Here is a 16,715-nt window from a genome sequence, read left to right on the forward strand (position 1 = left end):
GGTAAAATGAAAGGATACCAGTTCTGCCGGGAGGAGGAATTCGCTATGACCCCTGCCAATCTTCGCAGCGGCGAGCCGCTGCCCTCCGCTCTCTTCGCCGCTCCGGCGCTGCTTGCGGCCCCGCTTCTGCTCGGCCAGATACTGATCCGGCAGACCGGGAACGGCGAGATCGCCTGCCGGATCGTCGAGACGGAGAGCTACGGCGGCGCCGAGGATCTCGGCAGCCATGCCGCCGGAGGACGCCGCACCGCCCGCACAGAGATCATGTTCCATGCCGGTGGCGTTGCTTACATTTATCTGATCTACGGCATGCACCACTGTCTGAATGTCGTTACCGGCCAGGCGGACGATCCGCAGGCCGTTCTGATTCGGGCGGTGCAGCCTCTTTCGCCGGAGGACGCCGCCCGGATGGCGGCTCACCGGGGCAGAGCCCCGCGCCGCCCCGCTGAACTGTCGGGCGGGCCCGGGCGGCTCTGCCGGGCTCTTCGCATCGACCGGAGCCTCGGCGGCTGCCGCCTGGACCGCCCCGGGGACGGTCCGCTCTGGCTTGAGCGGGGTGACGACCCCAAGAGCCTGGAGATTATGCAGGCTCCGCGCATCAACATCCCGTATGCCGGAGAATATGCGGCCCGCCCCTGGCGATTTTACCTGAGGGACAATCCTTATGTCTCGGTCCTTGATCCGGCCGCCGTCCGTTGCCCGGGTTAAGCAAATTACGGTGGAAGCGTTTCACCCCGGCTCGCCCGGGGTAATATAGAATTAACCCCAAGGAAATCCTCTGCCCTTCCGCGAGAAAGGCGGAGGCTTTTTTATGCCGCGATAAGCGGGAAAATTCGGGAAAAAAATGGCTACCCTTCCGCTTACAATTAATGTTATACTGAATAAATAACGTAAATAAAATTTTAATGAGGGGACATGGGATGAAGGACACTGGGATGATCCGGAACTTGGACAGTCTTGGACGCATTGTCGTTCCCGTTGAAATCCGCATGACACGCAACATTGATATCGGGGACCCGATCGAATTTTTTATTCTCGATGACCGCATTATTGTGCTGCGCAAATACACCTCCACCGAGTGCACATTCTGCCGCAGTCTGGATAATGTCAGCTATTTCAGAGATCAATTTATATGTAATCATTGTCTGCAAGAACTGGCCGATCCGAGCCGCCCGGAAGAGACCGCCGAGCTGCCTGCCCCTCCTCCGGAGGCAATCCCTGCTCCCAATCATTCCGCCTCCGGACTTCGTTCCAAGACAGATGAAATGCGCAGGCGTCTGGAAGCGGCCATTGCGGAGCATCCGCGGGCCAACCAGAAGGAGCTGGCCCGGCTGCTGGGCATCAGTCAGGCCCGGGTCAGTCAATTGAAGCGCAAAATCCCGCCCGCCCGGCCCGTTGCCGACTGATTCGGGCAGCCGTTCCGATCTGCTTGGAAACGCCAACAAGGCTTCGGCCGCTTCCTTGGAAGCGGCCGAAGCCTTGTTGTTCTTCCTGCTTCAAGCAGACCCTATTGCAGAGCTTCCTTCAGACTGTCCGGCGAGTCCGCCCACCACTGCTCGTTGTGGCTGATCAGCAGCTTGCGCAGCGCGTCCTTCTCGGCAGCGCCAAGTCCTTCAAGAATGACCTTCCGCTTCAGCGCCGCATCCAGCTTGTTCACGTGGTCGGCAAGAATCTTCCAGCCCTTCTTGGCCTCGCTGTCGATCTGCATCTCGCAGGCCGTCAGGCCGGCATAGTGCTGGCCTTCAGGTGTGCGGTCCACGGCCACCCAGACGACCCATACCCGGCGTCCGCCCGGAACTTCCTCCCGGTTGGCCGTGAACTTGATTCCCCGTTCCACCTTGCTCTTCGCATGCATCGCGCCGATGTCGATTACCGCTTCTCCGCCGTCGATAATGACGGGCGACACGTGGTTAAGGTCGATGGATCCCGCCCCGAACCCTTTATGTTTGCTCTTCGCGTTCACAATATTCAAGGCAATCGGCTTCTTGCCCTCCGCTCCGGATTGTTCCACCTTCACTCACCCTTCCTGCTCTCCATAGAACGTTTCTGATTCCTCGTTTTAATTTTAGCTAATAATGTCCGGAATGCAAACATATACATCCCGTAGATGCTTGTCAACGGGAGGAGTTCCAGTATGAAACGACGATCGATCCGTACCGTCTTCCTTAGCGCGGCTCTGTCCGCCCTCTGTCTGGCCGCAGGCGGGTGGGGCTGGCATCTGTCCGCTGTTCAAAAGGCCGTGGATACGGCATCCTCTGCGGCCGCCCCGGCTCCTGCGGTTCCGGACATTCCGAAATCGGCCAAGTCCCCCGCCTCGCTCACGGCGGCAGACTCCGGTTCGGTACTGCCGCCTGTCAGCACTCCCTCCCCTGTTCAGGCGCTGAGCCGCCGGGTGACGGAATATCATCTCAATGCCCGTCTGAACGCGGCGGCAGATACGATTACGGCAACGGAGACGGTAACGTGGACGCATCCGGGCAGCAGACCGGTCCGTGATCTGTACTTCCATTTGTACCCCAATGCCTTCGCCTCGTCAGAAACTACATTCATGAAGGAATCGGGCGGACGGCTGCGAAGCGATGCCATGCCTGAAGACGGCTACGGCTCCATGACTCTTCTCGACGTTCACACCCCGGACGGCGTCTCTCTGACCCACCGGGTCCAGGTGGTCCAGCCTGATGACGGCAACGCCAAGGACCGGACCCTCGTCCGCATTCACCTGCCCCAGCCGGTCGCCGCCGGGCAGAGTGTCATGCTGAACCTCCGTTACGAGCTGAAGCTGCCTGCAATCTTCGCCCGGATGGGGAGCGACGGCCGTTTTGTCATGGCCGGCCAATGGTTTCCGAAGCTCAGCGTCTATGAACCGGCGGGTACCCGCGGGCGGCTGGAGGAAGGATGGAACCTGCACCAATATCACGGCAATTCCGAATTCTACAGTGATTTCGGTATTTACAACGTCGCGATTACTGTACCGCAGACCTATACCGTGGCGGCAACCGGGTTCCCGGTACGCACTCCTGCCATTTCAAAAGGGGAGAAGACCTACCAGTTCTATGCCGATGATGTTCACGATTTTGCCTGGGCCGCTTCTCCCGACTTCGTCGTTGCGGACAAAGCCTTCTCTTCTCCCGGAGTACCCGGCGTACGAATCAAACTGTATCTGGATCCCCTCCACAAGGGACTCAAGGAGCGTTATTTCCAGGCAGCCGAGGCTGCCCTGGCCAACTTCAGCAAATGGTATGGCTCCTATCCTTACACGACCCTGTCTATTGTGGTGCCGCCTTCGGACGGTAATGGGGCCGGGGGCATGGAGTACCCGACGCTGGTTACCGCCTGGGCCGCCCAGGAGGCCGCGCCGGACACTTCCCTTGAACGAACGGTTATTCATGAGATTGGACATCAGTATTTCTACGGCATGGTCGCGAGCAATGAGTTCGAAGAGCCGTGGCTGGACGAGGCTTTCACTTCCTATGCCGAAGACAAGCTGATGGAGCAGGAATACGGAGAGACGCCGAACCTTGCGCTGCAGGCCAGTCTCGTGACAAAGCCGAAGCCCATGGACCTGGAAGCATGGAAGTATGGGGGCAGCAGCGGTTATACCCAGAATGTCTACATCCGCGGAAAACTCCTGCTCAAAGACATGGAGCGGCAAATGGGAACAGCCAAGATGGACGCGGTTCTATCCGCCTATGCGCGCAAATACCGGTTCCGTCATCCCTCCACCGCCGACTTTCAGAAGACGGTCGAGAAGGTAACCGGCTCCTCGTGGCAGGCCTACTTCGATCGTTACGTCTACAGCGGCGGCGTCCCGGACTTTGCCGTCGACCGCATACGGATCGTCCGGGAACCGGCCAAGGGCGCCTCGGTCCTGTACCGGTCGGAGGTCACCCTCTCCAACGCCGGCTCGCTGTACGGCAGAGTCAAGGTCCGGTTCACCTTCGCGGACGGCAGGAGCATTCTTAAAGATTGGGACGGATACAGCAGAGGAACGGTCTTTAAGCTGACTTCCCCTTCCCCGCTCCTCTCGGCCGAGATTGATCCGGAACACGAGATCCTGCTGGAGAACGCGCATGTCAACAATTTCCGAAGAGCGGAACTTCCCGCAGCCTCCGTCTCCCGCTGGACGATGGGTGTGGCGCAAGGAATCGAGGCCCTGCTCGGCATTCTGTCATGGTGAGGTGAGCGCACATGAGAACCTGGATCAAATGCGGCTGGCGAAGCACCAAAGAACAGACTTATATTCTCATTCTTCTCTTTCTGTATCGGCTGTTGTGGGGCTACTTTCTGTACGGGTTCCTCCGGTCGGCAATTGTCCCCCTGCTCCTGCGCTATCCGGCTGCTGAAGCCGGAGGAACAACGATGGGACGAGTGCTGTTCTATCTCGAAGGCCGCCTGCGGCTGGAGGGGAGCCCGGATGTCCGCCGCTGGCTCCTGATCCTTGCCCTCCTGCTTCTGACTAGGCTGCTGATCTCTTCCTTCATCCGGGCAGGGCTGCTGCACGAACTGAGGCAGGAGAGTCTGGGAGAACGCGGTCTGTTCTTCTTTCCGGGCATGCGTAAATACGGCCTGCCGATTCTGCTCTTCAGCCTGGCCGAATGGGCCTTCGCCCTGCTTCCGCTGTACTGGATCATTCCGCAAGCCCGAGGAACGCTGTTCGCCGCCTATTTTGACTCTTCCCGCCTGTGGGGGCTGCTTCCCCTTCTTGCGCCCTGGATGCTCTATCTGTTCATCCTTCGGCTCATCTGGCTCTATCTGGAGTTCGGCTACGTCGGCGGCCGGGTCCTCTCCTCGCTGGGCCATGTGCTCCGCTATTTCATTCCCGCAGCCTCGCTCCGGCTGCTCATCGGCGCAGGAGGCGCGCTGACCGCCGCGCTCTGCGCAGCCTCCGGGTATCTTCTTCCCGGCTTGCCCGCCCTGCTCATTCGCCAGGCTGCGCCGTTGCCGGCAACCTTGTTCGCTCTATGGGGGATCGCTGCGCAATATCATCATTGGCGTGCCCGGCAGGAGGGAATTTCCGACTGAACTTATGCCCCCATTTCTTCCGGTAACAGCGAACAGAAGAGAAACAAATGTTCTACTCTTCCAAAGAGTTCATTCTTCTGACACAGAAGAGGGGCTCTTTTTGTCGATTTTCGGCACACCAAAGTTTGCAAAAGAGTAATGCCTCTGCTAAAATGAGGACATCAGTTGGTAACAAGTTTGTAATCTTTCAAAGCCGGTTCGTCACTTTTGCCGGTTGTCGTACCGTTGGATGTCATAACAAGGTGCATAACAAGCCAAATTCCCGGGCACCGGGGAGCGGGGGAACCATTTGTTGGGTGAATTGATCTCGTAACAGAGGGATCATAGGGGACCTTCAACCGAATCCTTAAGCTAACCACGCAGGCATTGGAAGGAGCTCTAACGTTTTGAATAAGGCACAATTTCGCAAAAAACTCGCAGCAGCGACGCTGGGACTTGTGGTTGTTTTCACATCATTGGGAGCCGGAAGCGCTTTCGCCGACTCCAAAATGGACAGCGTTATTGCCAAAACGATCGGTGTATCTTATAAAGTAGGCGGCTCTACCACCGCCGGATTTGATTGTTCGGGATTTACCAAGTATGTATACAAGAAGCTGGGACTTAACCTTCCTCGAACTTCCAGAGAACAATACAAAATGGGCACAACGGTTTCCCGCAGCAATCTGCGGTCCGGTGACCTTGTCTTCTTCAACACGACGGGAAGCGGCGTCTCGCATGTTGGCATTTATGTCGGCAACGGCAAATTTGCGCAGTCTTCGTCTTCACGCGGCGTGAATATCAGCTCGCTGAGCCAGTCCTACTGGTCCAAACGTTATGTCGGCGCCAAACGCGTCATGAGTTCCACTGCATTCAAGGCCGTCGCTTACGATTGATTATCGTTTCTACATCCATTTAGCTGCTTATTCGCTTTCTGTGGCCCGAGTCTGCTGCTCCCCAGCATTTCGGGCCTTCTTATTGTTCATTAACCCTTTTTCTTCCTGGTGAAACAGTTCTCTCTCTCTTATTCGCCGATTTCTTCAAATTTTTTTGAGGTAACCTTTATGTAGGGAAAAAAAGGCGCTATAAAGCGTTTTTTTGCAATGAAAGCGCTACATAAAGTTCACAAACCGGAGTCTAGAGTGATTGCCAACCGTCTTCAGGTTTGTTACAATGATGCCAGTGAGTTTTTAGTAACATTTTTGTAATGATTGTTTCCCCTTTTTTATACGTTTTTGTCACGATTGCCGGCAAGACATCATACATACTGTGCCGAATTCCCCGTATTACTGGGGGAGCGGGGGAACCACGTTGGGTGAATTGACCTCCTATTCACAGAGGGGTCATAGGGGACCTTCAACCGAATCCTTAAGCTAACCTCGCAGGCCTTGGAAGGAGTTTAATCTCTTTGAAGAAGAAATTCGCAGCAGCATTTCTCAGCATGTCCATTGCACTTACGCTCGGAGCAGGAAGCGCATTCGCCGATTCCAAGATCGACAAGGTGATCGACAAGGCCATCGGAACGAAGTATTCTTCCGGCGGCACCTCGACCAGCGGGTTTGATTGTTCCGGATTCACGATGTATGTGTTCAACAAGATCGGCATTGATCTTCCGCACCAGTCGGGTTCCCAATATCAGCTTGGCGACGCGGTAGCGAAGAGCGATCTCAGACCTGGCGACCTCGTGTTCTTCAACACGACGGGACGGGGTGTCTCCCATGTCGGCATTTACGTGGGCGAAGGCCGTTTTGCACACGCTTCTTCCAGCAAGGGCGTTACCATCAGCTCCCTGGGCGACAGCTACTATGTGAACCGTTACGTTGGAGCCAAGCGGGTACTGAGCACGACAGCCTACAAGTCGGTAGCCGTCGATTCCGAAGATAACGACGACGTGCAATAAGCCCGTGTCGAAGTAGGACTTTCACCATCCCTCCTGCCGTTCCGGCAGGGGGGATTTTTTGTCCCTCTTACCCTTCTTATACCCCTGCTTCCGAAAGATAAACCCGAATTGCCGGCCCGCTTGATATTTTTTTTCGGTTCTGCTGCCGCGGCGGCTCTATCCTTCCGTCCGGTATGTCATAATAAGCAGGAGCAACGCTACAGGAAAGGGGAGTATGACCTTTGATCCATTCATCCGAGCTTTACCGCGCTCTTCCGATGGATGTTGCGCATGCCCGCGAAATCTGCGGCTGGCAGTATGAGCCCCCCTATAACATATACGGCTGGCTGCCCTGGGATCAGCTTGAAGCGCTCGGCGTCGAGTTCGGCGATCCTAAGATCCGCGAGGAGCAGTATGTATCCGTAGTCAATGACCAAGACGTTCTATGCGGCTTCGCCCAGCTTTTTCCGGTAGAGCCTTCCGTCGTCCGTCTCGGCATCGGCATGCGTCCCGATATGTGCGGGCAGGGCACCGGCCATCTGTTCGTGGGAGCTATTGTACAGGAGGCGCTCCGCCGCTATCCGGACCGTGAGATCGACCTGGAAGTTCTGACTTGGAACCAGCGGGCCATCCGGGCCTATCAGAAAGGCGGATTCACAATTACCGATGCCTATGAGCGGCAGACACCCACGGGGGTCAAGCCCTTTTACTGCATGGTGTATCAAAAATAGCGCGCCAGCGGCGCAAGACGTGAACAAGCCCCGCCCGGATGCCCGGACGGGGCTTGTTCTTCTCATTCATCGCGCGGTCAGCGCGTCTTGTCGAAGGCTTCGTTAAATTCGTGCGCCTGCCGAATATCCTGGGCGGTAATCCCGTTCTCCCGGTCCGTTGCCAGATGCAGCGTAACGTTCCGGTAGTCAATCGTGATATGGGGATGACGTCCGAACGCTTCGGAGATCGCGGCGACTTCATCCACAAAGGCGATGCCCTTCATAAATTCCTCGAACGTATATTTGCGGATCAATACATGTCCTTCCCGTTTCCAGCCTTCCAACTGTCTGAGCTGCTCATCCAGCTCTCCATCGGTGTACAGCAATGTGGGTTCCTCCCTTGCTCGCGTTCTCCCCGCCATAGCGGCCGGCTGCCCGGCATGACAACAAGCATCCCTTAGCCTCAGGTCCAGGGGATGCTCCATGTATCGGGTGTGAAGTTCGCGTCTCTTGAGACACTCCTATTCTAACACGGCCGGCCCCGCCGCGGCAAACCGACCTAAGGGTCCTGCCGATCCGCTAAATCAAGGAGACCGACTCTAAATCCTCGTCTCCGGCCAGAATATTGATCCGGTGTGCTTCCTTGTCGTAGATCACGACGCCGCTGCCGACATGAATCACCGGCTCATCGCCCAGGGCGAAGAAGAGATCCTCCGCAAGCGCCTCCCATACTTCCTGCTTCGACTCCTCCGGCAACTCGCGCCACTCCTCCGGCTCCATTTCAAAGAACAGATAACTGTCCGGAATTCGTCCGACAGCCCGGGTAAAATCAACCAGAATATCCCCGTAATCTCTGCCATGCTTGACTCCCACGTCTATCACTCCATTTATGTTCGCTTATGAATCCGGCCCTGCCTCCTCATTATAGCCGAAAAATTGCCTTCACAAAAAAGAATAGATTGTCGATAAATAAGAATGTACCGCGACAGCGGATCGACAGTTGGCGCAAGGATCGGTTATTTAAGAAGGAAGGCGCGGAGGACAAGCGCCGCAATTATTCATTCTCATGGACGAGGTGCATGCATGCAAATATCATCTTTTGTTGGAATAATTCTCGGATTGGTCGCAGTTGTCTTCGGGATGTATCTGAAAGGAGCGCCGATTATCGCGCTCAAGAATCCGGCTGCGTTCACGATCATCATTGTCGGTACTCTGGCTTCGCTGTTCATGGCCTTCCCGATGTCGGAAATGAAGAAGATGCCGAAGCTCTTCAAAATTCTCTTTCTGGGCCAGAAGCTGGCCAAGAAAGAAGACATTATTACGATGTTCATGGAATGGGCTTCCATTACGAGACGCGAAGGGCTTCTCGCGCTGGAATCGAAGGTTGAAGAGATTCAGGATGATTTTCTAAGAAACGGCATGCGGATGATCATCGACGGCAACGACCAAGAGTTCGTCCGTGACGTACTGCTGGAAGATATTCACGCTACGGAAGACCGGCATAAGGTCGGCGCTCTGATGTTCTCCCAGGCGGGGATGTACGCGCCGACGCTCGGGGTGCTGGGAGCCGTTATCGGTCTGATCGCCGCGCTGGCGGACATGAGCGCCATGGAGAAGCTGGCGCATGCCATCGGCGCCGCCTTTATCGCAACCCTGCTCGGGATCTTCACCGGTTATGTCCTCTGGCACCCGATGGCGAACAAGCTGAAGCGGCTCTCCAAGCAGGAGATCGAGCTGCGGATGATGATGCTGGAAGGCCTTCTGTCCATTCAGTCGGGTGTGTCCACCATTGCGATCAACCAGAAGCTGTCCGTATACCTCAGCCCGTCGGAGCGTGCCAAACTGAACGCGAAGGAAGGTGGCGCCAGTGAGCAAAAAGACGCGTCATGAGGAACATGAAGAGCACGCGGATGAATCCTGGCTTCTTCCCTATTCCGATCTGATGACTCTGCTGGTCGCGCTCTTCCTCGTTCTCTACGCCATGAGCGCTACCGATGCGAAGAAATTCGAGGAGATGGCTCAAGCCTTCAACTCTGCGCTGAACGGCGGTTCGGGCATCCTGGATTACTCCTCCATGGCGCCGACCGAGAGCAATCTGGATCAGGGCCAGGCCAAGAAGCTGACCAGTGTGGTCGATCAGAGCACCAGCGAATCCGAGATTTCCAAGCTGCGCCAGAAAGAGCAGGAGGACATGGAGAAGCTGAAGAAGCAGTTCGACAGCTATATCAAGAACAACGGATTAACGGATATGCTCGAGACGAAGCTTAACCAGTCCCAGCTGACGATTACCATCACGGACAACGCGCTCTTTCCTTCCGGCGAAGCCACCGTCAAGGACAGTGCCCGCCAGCTGGCCAAGTCCATCTCGACGATGCTGGAGCATTTCCCGGATTATAACGTCGTTGTGGAAGGCCATACGGATAATATTCCGATCTCGAACAGCAAGTTCCCGTCCAACTGGGACCTCAGCGCTGCCCGGGCATTGGAATTTATGAAGATTCTGCTGCTGAACAACCATCTCGACCCCACGAAATTCAGCCCCATCGGCTACGGGGAATACCACCCGATCGGGAACAACGCCACTTCCGCCGGCCGGGCCAAGAACCGGCGCGTGGAAGTGTCCATTATCCGGAAATACCAGGCTGCGGCAAGCTCTCAGACTACCTTCAACGGGGTCTCGCCCTCGTCGCCGTCCTCGGCGGGCTCTGCAAGCAAGAGCACTGCAGACCCCGGCACCGCTGCCGTCAGTACGGTGGAATAGCGCCGGTAAGAAGAAGACGCCGCCCTTTCGCATTCTATGCGAGAGGGCGGCGTCTTCTTGCCTGGCCTGGCCTGGTCCAGTGCTGTTCCGTCTAATCCAGCAGCCGATAATCCAGCATTTCTCCGAGAACGGCCTTCTCGTCGGCCGTCAAATCCCGCCATTGTCCCACGGGGAGATTGCCGAGCCGGATATTCATAATCCGGATGCGCTGAAGACGGCGGACTTCATAACCGAAGGCGCTGCACATCCGGCGGATCTGCCGGTTCTTCCCTTCCGTCAGAATGATGCGAAAGACGCGCTCATTGATGCGGGTGACCTGGCAAGGAAGCGTCCGCTCACCGAGAATCCGGACGCCGCTCGACATGCCCTGTACGAAGGAGGGTGTGATCGGCCGGTCTACCGTTACCACATATTCCTTCTCATGACGTCCTTCCGCCCGCAGAATGCGATTCACGATATCGCCGTCATTGGTCAGCAGGATCAGACCTTCCGAATCCTTGTCCAGCCGGCCGATCGGGAAGATGCGTTCCCGGTGTCCGACAAAGTCGACGATGTTGCCTTTGATCTGGCTCTCGGTCGTCGAGGTAATGCCCACCGGCTTATTGAGGGCAATATACACAATCCGGTTCTCCGCCGCCAGCGGGCGGCCGTCGATACGCACTTCATCGCCGGCCTCCGCCTGGCTTCCCAGAACGGCCTTCACGCCGTTGACGGTTACCCGGCCTTCTTCGACGAGCTTGTCCGCTTCCCGCCGGGAGCAATATCCGGTCTCGCTGATAAACTTATTGATTCTCATGGGGCTGTGCTCCTCCTGTGTCATTCCTGCGCTCCGGGGCTGCCGGAAGGATGATGGTAACCCGGGTTCCTTCCCCGGCCTTGCTGGTGATGTCCATGGTCCCTTTATGGGCTTGAATAATACGCTGACTGACCATGACGCCGAGTCCGGTCCCTGTCTCCTTGCGGGTAAAGAAGGGCTCGCCCAGCTTGGGCAGCAGCTCTTCGGGAATGCCCTCCCCTTCATCGGTAATGATAATGACCACGTTGCCGGACTGGCTGTACTGCTCCAGCGTAATCGTGCCTCCGTCTTCCATCGCTTCAATCGCATTCTTGAGAACATTGATAAAGACCTGCTTCAGCTGGTTCTCCTCGCCGTATACCTGGGCATCTTGCTCTTCCCAAAGCGTGCGGAACACAATCCCGTGCAGGTTGGCCTGGCTGTCCAGCAGCGACAAGACATCGCCGAGAATCCGCCGAATGCTCTTATGCTGGTACAGGACCGCCTGCGGCTTCGCCAGAATCAGGAACTCGCCGACGATCAGGTTGATCCGCTCCAGCTCGGAGAGCATAAGATCGACATGCTGAAGATCGATGCTGCGCCGCTCGCGCTGAAGCTGCAGGAATCCGCGCAGGGTGGTCAGCGGGTTGCGGATTTCATGGGCAACGCCCGCCGCCAATTGGCCGACCGTCGTCAGCTTCTCCGAATTCCGGAGCAGCTCCTCCATCCGGTTGCGCTCGCTCATGTCGCGGGACACATGGACAAAGGACAACGGACGGCCGAGATCGTCCCGGATAATCGAAGTGCTGACGCTGACTTCGACCAAAGTGCCGTCCTTCCTTTGCCGCACCGTCTCCTTGGGAGCCAGCTGCTGCCCCCGCTCAATAGCGGCCAACCGGGCCGCTTCCGCTTCCCGGCACGATTCCGGCACCAGCTCGTCCTTTCTCCCGACAGCCTCCTCCGACGGCCAGCCGTAAATCTCTTCGAACGCCCGGTTGACGCTGAGTATTCTCCCGGTCAGGTCGACGGTATGAATGGCATCGGTTGTTCCGTTGATGACAGACTCCAGATGCTCCTTAACCGCCCGGTTCTCCTCCAGGGTTCGACCGAGCTGAGTCGTATGCTGCGATAAATTATGGGTCATGGCATTGATCCGCAGCGCCAGCTGGCCGAGCTCGTCGCGGCTGCCGACCACGAGGGGCGGTTCGAACTCGCCCCTCGAGACGGCATTGACCTTGGCCAGAATAGCCTGGAACGGACGGGTAATCAGATTGGACAGCAGGTGGCTGACGACCACGCTCAGCAGCAGCAGGACCATGGAAGCGAACAGACTGCGGCGCAGCTGGCTGCCCAGAGCCGAACTGATGCCGGAATAATCGGCAACGATCCGTATCAGATAGGTTCCCGTATCCGTCTGGGTAACGGGAATGAAGCTTTTGAGCACCCGGCGTCCGTTAATGACCGTCTCCGTGGTTACCGGCTGCTTCCGGACCATCGCCCGGGCAATCGCCGTCTTGTCGTCCTTCACATCGCTGTATCGGTACGTTCCGAATTTAATCGGCCGGTTGCGAAGCTTGGTATTCGCCGAATCGCTACCGTTGGCCGCCATCGTAGCTCCGCCGAAGGTGTCCGGATTGATGCCGGTAATCTCCAGCATATTCGGGTTGACCTGACGGGTAAGGCGAACGACCTCTTCCGGACTTGAGATCTGGACATAATTGCTGATGGAGGTGCTGCGCAGGTAAGGGTCGATCATATAGTTGGCGCGTCCATCGTAATAATATCCCCACTTCTCAATATACTCCGGGCTGGAGGAGGAATATTCAAAGGGCCCGGACCAGAAATGGTCCATGGCCTCGCCCTTGGCCTGGCTCACCGGCTTCAGATCGAACAGTTCCTCAAAAGCGGAATGCCAAAATCCCCAGCCCCGGGTCGAAAGATTGACCTCGTTGGGGTCGGAGGATTTGGCAATGATGATGTCATCGGGCGTGCGGACCAGCAGCGAGATGTTGGAGACCTCCAGCCGGGCGGCGAGCGCCTTCAATTGCGCAGGCGTCACGTTCGCGATATCGGGGTCCAGCTCCTCGGATGCCACTACGGCTGCGAGGCGCAGGTAATGGGCGATCTGCTCCTCGACATATTTCGAGTTGTGACTGCTCTGTTCGACGGATACCGCCACCTGCATGGCGGCGGATCTCATATTGCGCTCGCTGTCTTCGCGCAGCTTCTCTCTTGTAGAAATCGAGTTATACGTTATCTGAAGGGCAAGGAACAACAGCACCGAGCCGAAGATAATGGCGGAAAGCTTGGTTTTGATAGACAAGGTGGTTCTTCACCCTTTATGTGAGCTGGTAAATCCTCTCGGATTCCTCCTTATCATACCTGTTGCCCACTTATTTGAAAAGCATTTCCGGCGGCGGCCCCGCCGTTGCAATACCCTTCTCTTTTCTCTACAATTGTAAAGGAATCATCCACAAGTTATAAACATATCCCCGTTTTCCTTTGTGCTTTTGTGAATAATAATGTGTATAACCAAGGTGTTATCCACAGAGTTGTGCACATTCTGTTAAGAACGGAATATCCGTTCGCGGGACAATGGCGGATACCGAAAGGATAAGCGATGAACGAACATGAATTCTGGATGCGGGAAGCCATTGCCGAAGCCCGAAAGGCCGAAGTGCTCGGCGAGGTGCCCATTGGGGCTGTAGTCGTGCACAACGGCGAAATTATCGGAAGAGGCCATAATTTGCGCGAAACGACGCTGGATTCGACTGCGCATGCCGAAATGGTGGCGATCCGCGAGGCCAGCGCCGCCCTGAACTCCTGGCGTCTGCTGGACTGCACGCTCTATGTGACGCTGGAACCCTGCCCGATGTGCGCAGGCGCTATGATTCAGTCCCGGGTGCCGCTGACTGTCTATGGGACTCCGGACCCCAAAGCGGGCTGCGCCGGAACGCTGATGAATCTGCTGGATGATCCCCGGTTCAATCACCGTACTGTCGTTCTCTCAGGCGTGCTTCAGCAGGAATGCGCCGAACTGCTCACCGGCTTCTTCCGTCAGCTCCGTAAGCGGCGGTCCCGCCCGCTCCTGCCGGCTGAAGGAGACACGCCGTGACCGGCGATTGGAGCGGGCTCCGGCTTCACGATACCCTGCGCGATCTCTGCCTGGCTCCGCTGACGCCCCGCCATGCCGGGCTGCTGCTTGATCTTCGGCTGCGCAGCCGGGAGGCCAACTCGCGCTATGAACCGCTGCGGGATGAATCCTTCTATACGCTGGATGGGCAGCGGCAGCTGCTGCTTCAGCGCACCCGGGAGGCCGTCCGGGACCGGGCCTACCTGCTTGGCATCTTCACGGCCGCCGGGCAGCTCATTGGACAGCTTACGCTGTCCAATGTCGTCCGCGGTGCCGCGCAGTATGCCGACATCGGCTACGGCATGGACCCGGCCTGGCAGGGACAAGGCCGCATGACGGCCGCGGTAAGACTGACCGCCGCCTTTGCCTTCCGCTCGCTGGACCTGCACCGGCTTCAGGCCGTCATTCTGCCCGGCAATGACGCCTCCCGCCGGGTGCTGGAGAAGGTGGGCTTCCAGCCGGAGGGACTCGCCCGGCGTCTGCTGCAGATTGATGGCCGGTGGCAGGACCACCGGATCTACGGGCTGCTCGCGGAAGACCTGAAGGCTGAAGCGGACGGCTCTTCCTAAAAAAATCCCCGGACCGACCTGGTCCGGGGATTTGCTTTTGCCTCAATCCGATGCCATTAGTAGCTCGACGTTCCGAACTCTTCCATCAGCTGGTCCTGGGTAATGACCTCATCGCCGGAAGGAATGCCGTACTGGAACACCGGCTTCTCGTTGATCTTGCTGTAATGGTTGCTCGCCTTCATGGAGAGGCCAATCTTCGTGTTGTCATCCGGGTTATTCATGTTGATATCCATATCGACATCCTGATAGACCGGATAGTCCTTCTTGTCGATCGCCGTATTCACGACGAATTTGTTGACCGTCAGGTATTTGTGCAGGTCGGCCAGACCTTTGTCCAGCTCGCTTCGCGTTTCGCCGCTCTGGATTTCGCTCTTGGCCTGATCCAGGTCTTTCTGATCGATCTGCAGCATGTTCCGGTATTCTTCCTTCGACAGAATGTCGATGATCTTCGGCAGCGCATCATTCACCAAAATGGTGATCGCTTCCTTGACGTTGTCGTTGGTTACCTGGAACTGCACGACCTGTCTGGCGTCTACGCCTTCCGGAAGATTGGCGTCTTTGACGGAGATGTCCTTGAAGTATTTCTTCTGGTCATACTGATCCAGCAGGGTGGTCATGACTTCGTTGGACAGCTCCTGGGTCTTCTTCGTGTCCATCGTAGCCGGATTGAACTCGGCGCCTTCCTGCTCGGCCAGTTCCTTTAGATCCAGTTCCAGGAACTTGCCTACTACCGTCTCCGGAAGCGGCAGGAATGGAATGCTCGGGATCTTAACGAACATCTTCTCCGTAGTCATGACCATAGGCACAGTGAAGCTCATCGCCATATCGCCCTTAAGATTCAATACCATCGTCATTTCGGTCTGCATCGGCTTCGCCTGGTACACCCCGGTTACGCTCAGTTCTGCATTCTTCAGCATGCTGAGCACCTGCGTCATATCCGCATCTTCATTCGGCGTGTCGATCGTAAGGTTGTTGATTACCAGCTTGCTTGTCAATCCATACGATTCCATGGCAGCCACTTTGGAAGCCGATTGCTGGAGCGCTTCCTTAGGCTCTTCTTTTTTTCCGCAACCCGGCAGGACGACAGCCGTCGTCAGCAGCAGAGCGGCTGCGGAAAGTCCCCATTTCTTGAACATCTCAGTTCTCCTCTCCCAGTTGAGAAATCATATTCCCCCAATATATGATAAACCATCTGGGAAACCGGGGAAACCTTTTAATTTGAAAAAGCGTCCTTTTTTTCTCTAACCCTGCCGATTATGGTGATCGACATGGTTCGCCTGCTTGACCTTCTTCGAGCCGGACAAGGGCTCCTGTCCGCCGCTGTGGTCCGCTTGGCGCTCCTTCTGGCCGCTGCCCGGATGGGAACCCGGTGCGGGCATGCTCTTCGGTTTGCTCATGGCTGCTGCCCTCCTCGTCTGCTTACGGATTCGTCAGATCCTGAAGCGACTGGGCGCATTCATGAATCTGACGGGTATAATGACTGGCCAGCTGCTGCACCGCAGCGGTATGTTCATCCTCATGCCGGCCGGCTTTCTCCACATCTACCAACTGAACCTGTACTTCGCGGTTGTCCACATACGTGCAGCGGAAATCAAGCGAGTACTCCTGACGACCCGCTGCATTGAAATGAAGCAGCAGACTGTTCGGGCTGGCGGCGTCAGCCTGCACCGTGAAGCTGTCGTTGCCGTCGATGACATCCGGCAGGCGTTCCTGCCAAGCGGCCACCAGCGTCGTTTGATCCGTATTCAAGGGTTGTTCCATTCTTATCAGCCTCCTTCCTCTATACAGTGCGAAGAAGAAGGAGGTTTTATGCGCTGTAGCCTTGGCGAGAGGGCAGCGAACGCCAAAAAAGGGGCTGTCTCAAAAGGGTCATAAAATGACCTGAGAGAC

The 16,715-nt window shown here is 56.7% G+C and carries 19 protein-coding genes and 2 riboswitches; of the genes, 11 read left to right on the forward strand and 8 right to left on the reverse strand.

Features of this window, described 5'->3' with window-relative positions:
• Positions 1–45: 45 nt before the first annotated feature.
• Entirely contained in the window at positions 46–708 is a 663-nt protein-coding gene (locus tag F4V43_RS10715; protein ID WP_150458240.1) for a DNA-3-methyladenine glycosylase, read from the forward strand.
• A gap of 212 nt (positions 709–920) precedes the next feature.
• Entirely contained in the window at positions 921–1,406 is a 486-nt protein-coding gene (locus F4V43_RS10720) for an AbrB/MazE/SpoVT family DNA-binding domain-containing protein (RefSeq protein ID WP_150458241.1), read from the forward strand.
• 101 nt (positions 1,407–1,507) lie between these two features.
• On the opposite strand, the gene F4V43_RS10725 is transcribed toward F4V43_RS10720, so the two are convergent.
• Complete coding sequence (locus F4V43_RS10725) at positions 1,508–2,011, reverse strand: YwhD family protein (RefSeq protein ID WP_150458256.1); 504 nt, start codon at positions 2,009–2,011, stop codon at positions 1,508–1,510.
• A gap of 123 nt (positions 2,012–2,134) precedes the next feature.
• Between F4V43_RS10725 and F4V43_RS10730 the strand changes: the two genes are divergently transcribed.
• The 5 genes from F4V43_RS10730 (at position 2,135) to F4V43_RS10750 (ending at position 7,608) form a co-directional block, all read left to right on the forward strand.
• The gene (locus F4V43_RS10730) at positions 2,135–4,177 is read left to right on the forward strand and encodes a M1 family metallopeptidase (RefSeq protein WP_150458242.1); all 2,043 of its coding nucleotides are present in this window, start codon (positions 2,135–2,137) and stop codon (positions 4,175–4,177) included.
• 11 nt (positions 4,178–4,188) lie between these two features.
• Positions 4,189–5,022 (forward strand): hypothetical protein, encoded by an 834-nt coding sequence (locus F4V43_RS10735; RefSeq protein WP_150458243.1) that lies wholly within the window; start codon positions 4,189–4,191, stop codon positions 5,020–5,022.
• 242 nt (positions 5,023–5,264) lie between these two features.
• A riboswitch (cyclic di-AMP (ydaO/yuaA leader) is annotated at positions 5,265–5,403 on the forward strand.
• Between the two features lie 5 nt (positions 5,404–5,408).
• The gene (locus tag F4V43_RS10740) at positions 5,409–5,894 is read left to right on the forward strand and encodes a C40 family peptidase (RefSeq protein ID WP_223879855.1); all 486 of its coding nucleotides are present in this window, start codon (positions 5,409–5,411) and stop codon (positions 5,892–5,894) included.
• Positions 5,895–6,258: 364 nt separating this feature from the next.
• A riboswitch (cyclic di-AMP (ydaO/yuaA leader) is annotated at positions 6,259–6,401 on the forward strand.
• A 5-nt stretch (positions 6,402–6,406) separates the two neighbouring features.
• Positions 6,407–6,898, forward strand: a complete 492-nt coding sequence (locus tag F4V43_RS10745; protein ID WP_150458244.1) for a C40 family peptidase — start codon at positions 6,407–6,409, stop codon at positions 6,896–6,898.
• Positions 6,899–7,155: 257 nt separating this feature from the next.
• Positions 7,156–7,608, forward strand: coding sequence for a GNAT family N-acetyltransferase (locus tag F4V43_RS10750; RefSeq protein WP_150458258.1), 453 nt, complete (start codon positions 7,156–7,158; stop codon positions 7,606–7,608).
• A 77-nt stretch (positions 7,609–7,685) separates the two neighbouring features.
• On the opposite strand, the gene F4V43_RS10755 is transcribed toward F4V43_RS10750, so the two are convergent.
• Together F4V43_RS10755 and F4V43_RS10760 are read right to left on the reverse strand one after the other, a co-directional pair.
• The gene (locus F4V43_RS10755; RefSeq protein ID WP_150458245.1) at positions 7,686–7,973 is read right to left on the reverse strand and encodes a 4a-hydroxytetrahydrobiopterin dehydratase; all 288 of its coding nucleotides are present in this window, start codon (positions 7,971–7,973) and stop codon (positions 7,686–7,688) included.
• A 193-nt stretch (positions 7,974–8,166) separates the two neighbouring features.
• Positions 8,167–8,460: a hypothetical protein gene (locus F4V43_RS10760; RefSeq protein WP_150458246.1), complete on the reverse strand. Its 294-nt coding sequence runs from the start codon at positions 8,458–8,460 to the stop codon at positions 8,167–8,169.
• 210 nt (positions 8,461–8,670) lie between these two features.
• Here F4V43_RS10760 and motA point away from each other — a divergent pair, with 210 nt between their 5' ends.
• Together motA and motB are read left to right on the forward strand one after the other, a co-directional pair.
• Positions 8,671–9,477 (forward strand): flagellar motor stator protein MotA, encoded by an 807-nt coding sequence (gene motA, locus F4V43_RS10765; RefSeq protein ID WP_150458247.1) that lies wholly within the window; start codon positions 8,671–8,673, stop codon positions 9,475–9,477.
• A complete protein-coding gene (gene motB / locus F4V43_RS10770) occupies positions 9,455–10,348 on the forward strand; it encodes a flagellar motor protein MotB (protein WP_150458248.1) in 894 nt (297 codons plus the stop codon). The genes motA and motB overlap by 23 nt, the downstream gene beginning before the upstream one ends.
• 91 nt (positions 10,349–10,439) lie before the next feature.
• Here the strand turns inward: motB and rluF are convergent, their stop codons facing one another.
• Both rluF and F4V43_RS10780 read right to left on the reverse strand, forming a co-directional pair.
• Positions 10,440–11,144, reverse strand: coding sequence for a 23S rRNA pseudouridine(2604) synthase RluF (gene rluF / locus F4V43_RS10775; RefSeq protein ID WP_150458249.1), 705 nt, complete (start codon positions 11,142–11,144; stop codon positions 10,440–10,442).
• On the reverse strand, positions 11,131–13,446 hold the full coding sequence (locus tag F4V43_RS10780; RefSeq protein WP_150458250.1) for an ATP-binding protein: 2,316 nt from the start codon (positions 13,444–13,446) through the stop codon (positions 11,131–11,133). Before F4V43_RS10780 ends, rluF begins: the two co-directional genes overlap by 14 nt.
• Before the next feature lie 297 nt (positions 13,447–13,743).
• Here F4V43_RS10780 and tadA point away from each other — a divergent pair, with 297 nt between their 5' ends.
• Together tadA and F4V43_RS10790 are read left to right on the forward strand one after the other, a co-directional pair.
• Positions 13,744–14,238: a tRNA adenosine(34) deaminase TadA gene (tadA, locus tag F4V43_RS10785; RefSeq protein ID WP_150458251.1), complete on the forward strand. Its 495-nt coding sequence runs from the start codon at positions 13,744–13,746 to the stop codon at positions 14,236–14,238.
• Entirely contained in the window at positions 14,235–14,825 is a 591-nt protein-coding gene (locus F4V43_RS10790) for a GNAT family N-acetyltransferase (protein WP_150458252.1), read from the forward strand. The genes tadA and F4V43_RS10790 overlap by 4 nt, the downstream gene beginning before the upstream one ends.
• A 56-nt stretch (positions 14,826–14,881) precedes the next feature.
• On the opposite strand, the gene F4V43_RS10795 is transcribed toward F4V43_RS10790, so the two are convergent.
• From F4V43_RS10795 to F4V43_RS10805, 3 genes are all read right to left on the reverse strand, one after another.
• A complete protein-coding gene (locus F4V43_RS10795) occupies positions 14,882–15,961 on the reverse strand; it encodes a hypothetical protein (protein ID WP_150458253.1) in 1,080 nt (359 codons plus the stop codon).
• 105 nt (positions 15,962–16,066) lie between these two features.
• The gene (locus F4V43_RS10800; protein WP_150458254.1) at positions 16,067–16,222 is read right to left on the reverse strand and encodes a small acid-soluble spore protein P; all 156 of its coding nucleotides are present in this window, start codon (positions 16,220–16,222) and stop codon (positions 16,067–16,069) included.
• A gap of 22 nt (positions 16,223–16,244) precedes the next feature.
• Positions 16,245–16,586 carry a hypothetical protein gene (locus F4V43_RS10805; RefSeq protein ID WP_150458255.1) on the reverse strand — a complete coding sequence of 114 codons (342 nt, stop codon included), beginning with the start codon at positions 16,584–16,586 and terminating at the stop codon, positions 16,245–16,247.
• Positions 16,587–16,715: the final 129 nt, after the last annotated feature.

Origin of the sequence: Paenibacillus spiritus, from assembly GCF_008710135.1 — a bacterium.
Lineage (GTDB): Bacteria > Bacillota > Bacilli > Paenibacillales > Paenibacillaceae > Paenibacillus_AQ > Paenibacillus_AQ glufosinatiresistens.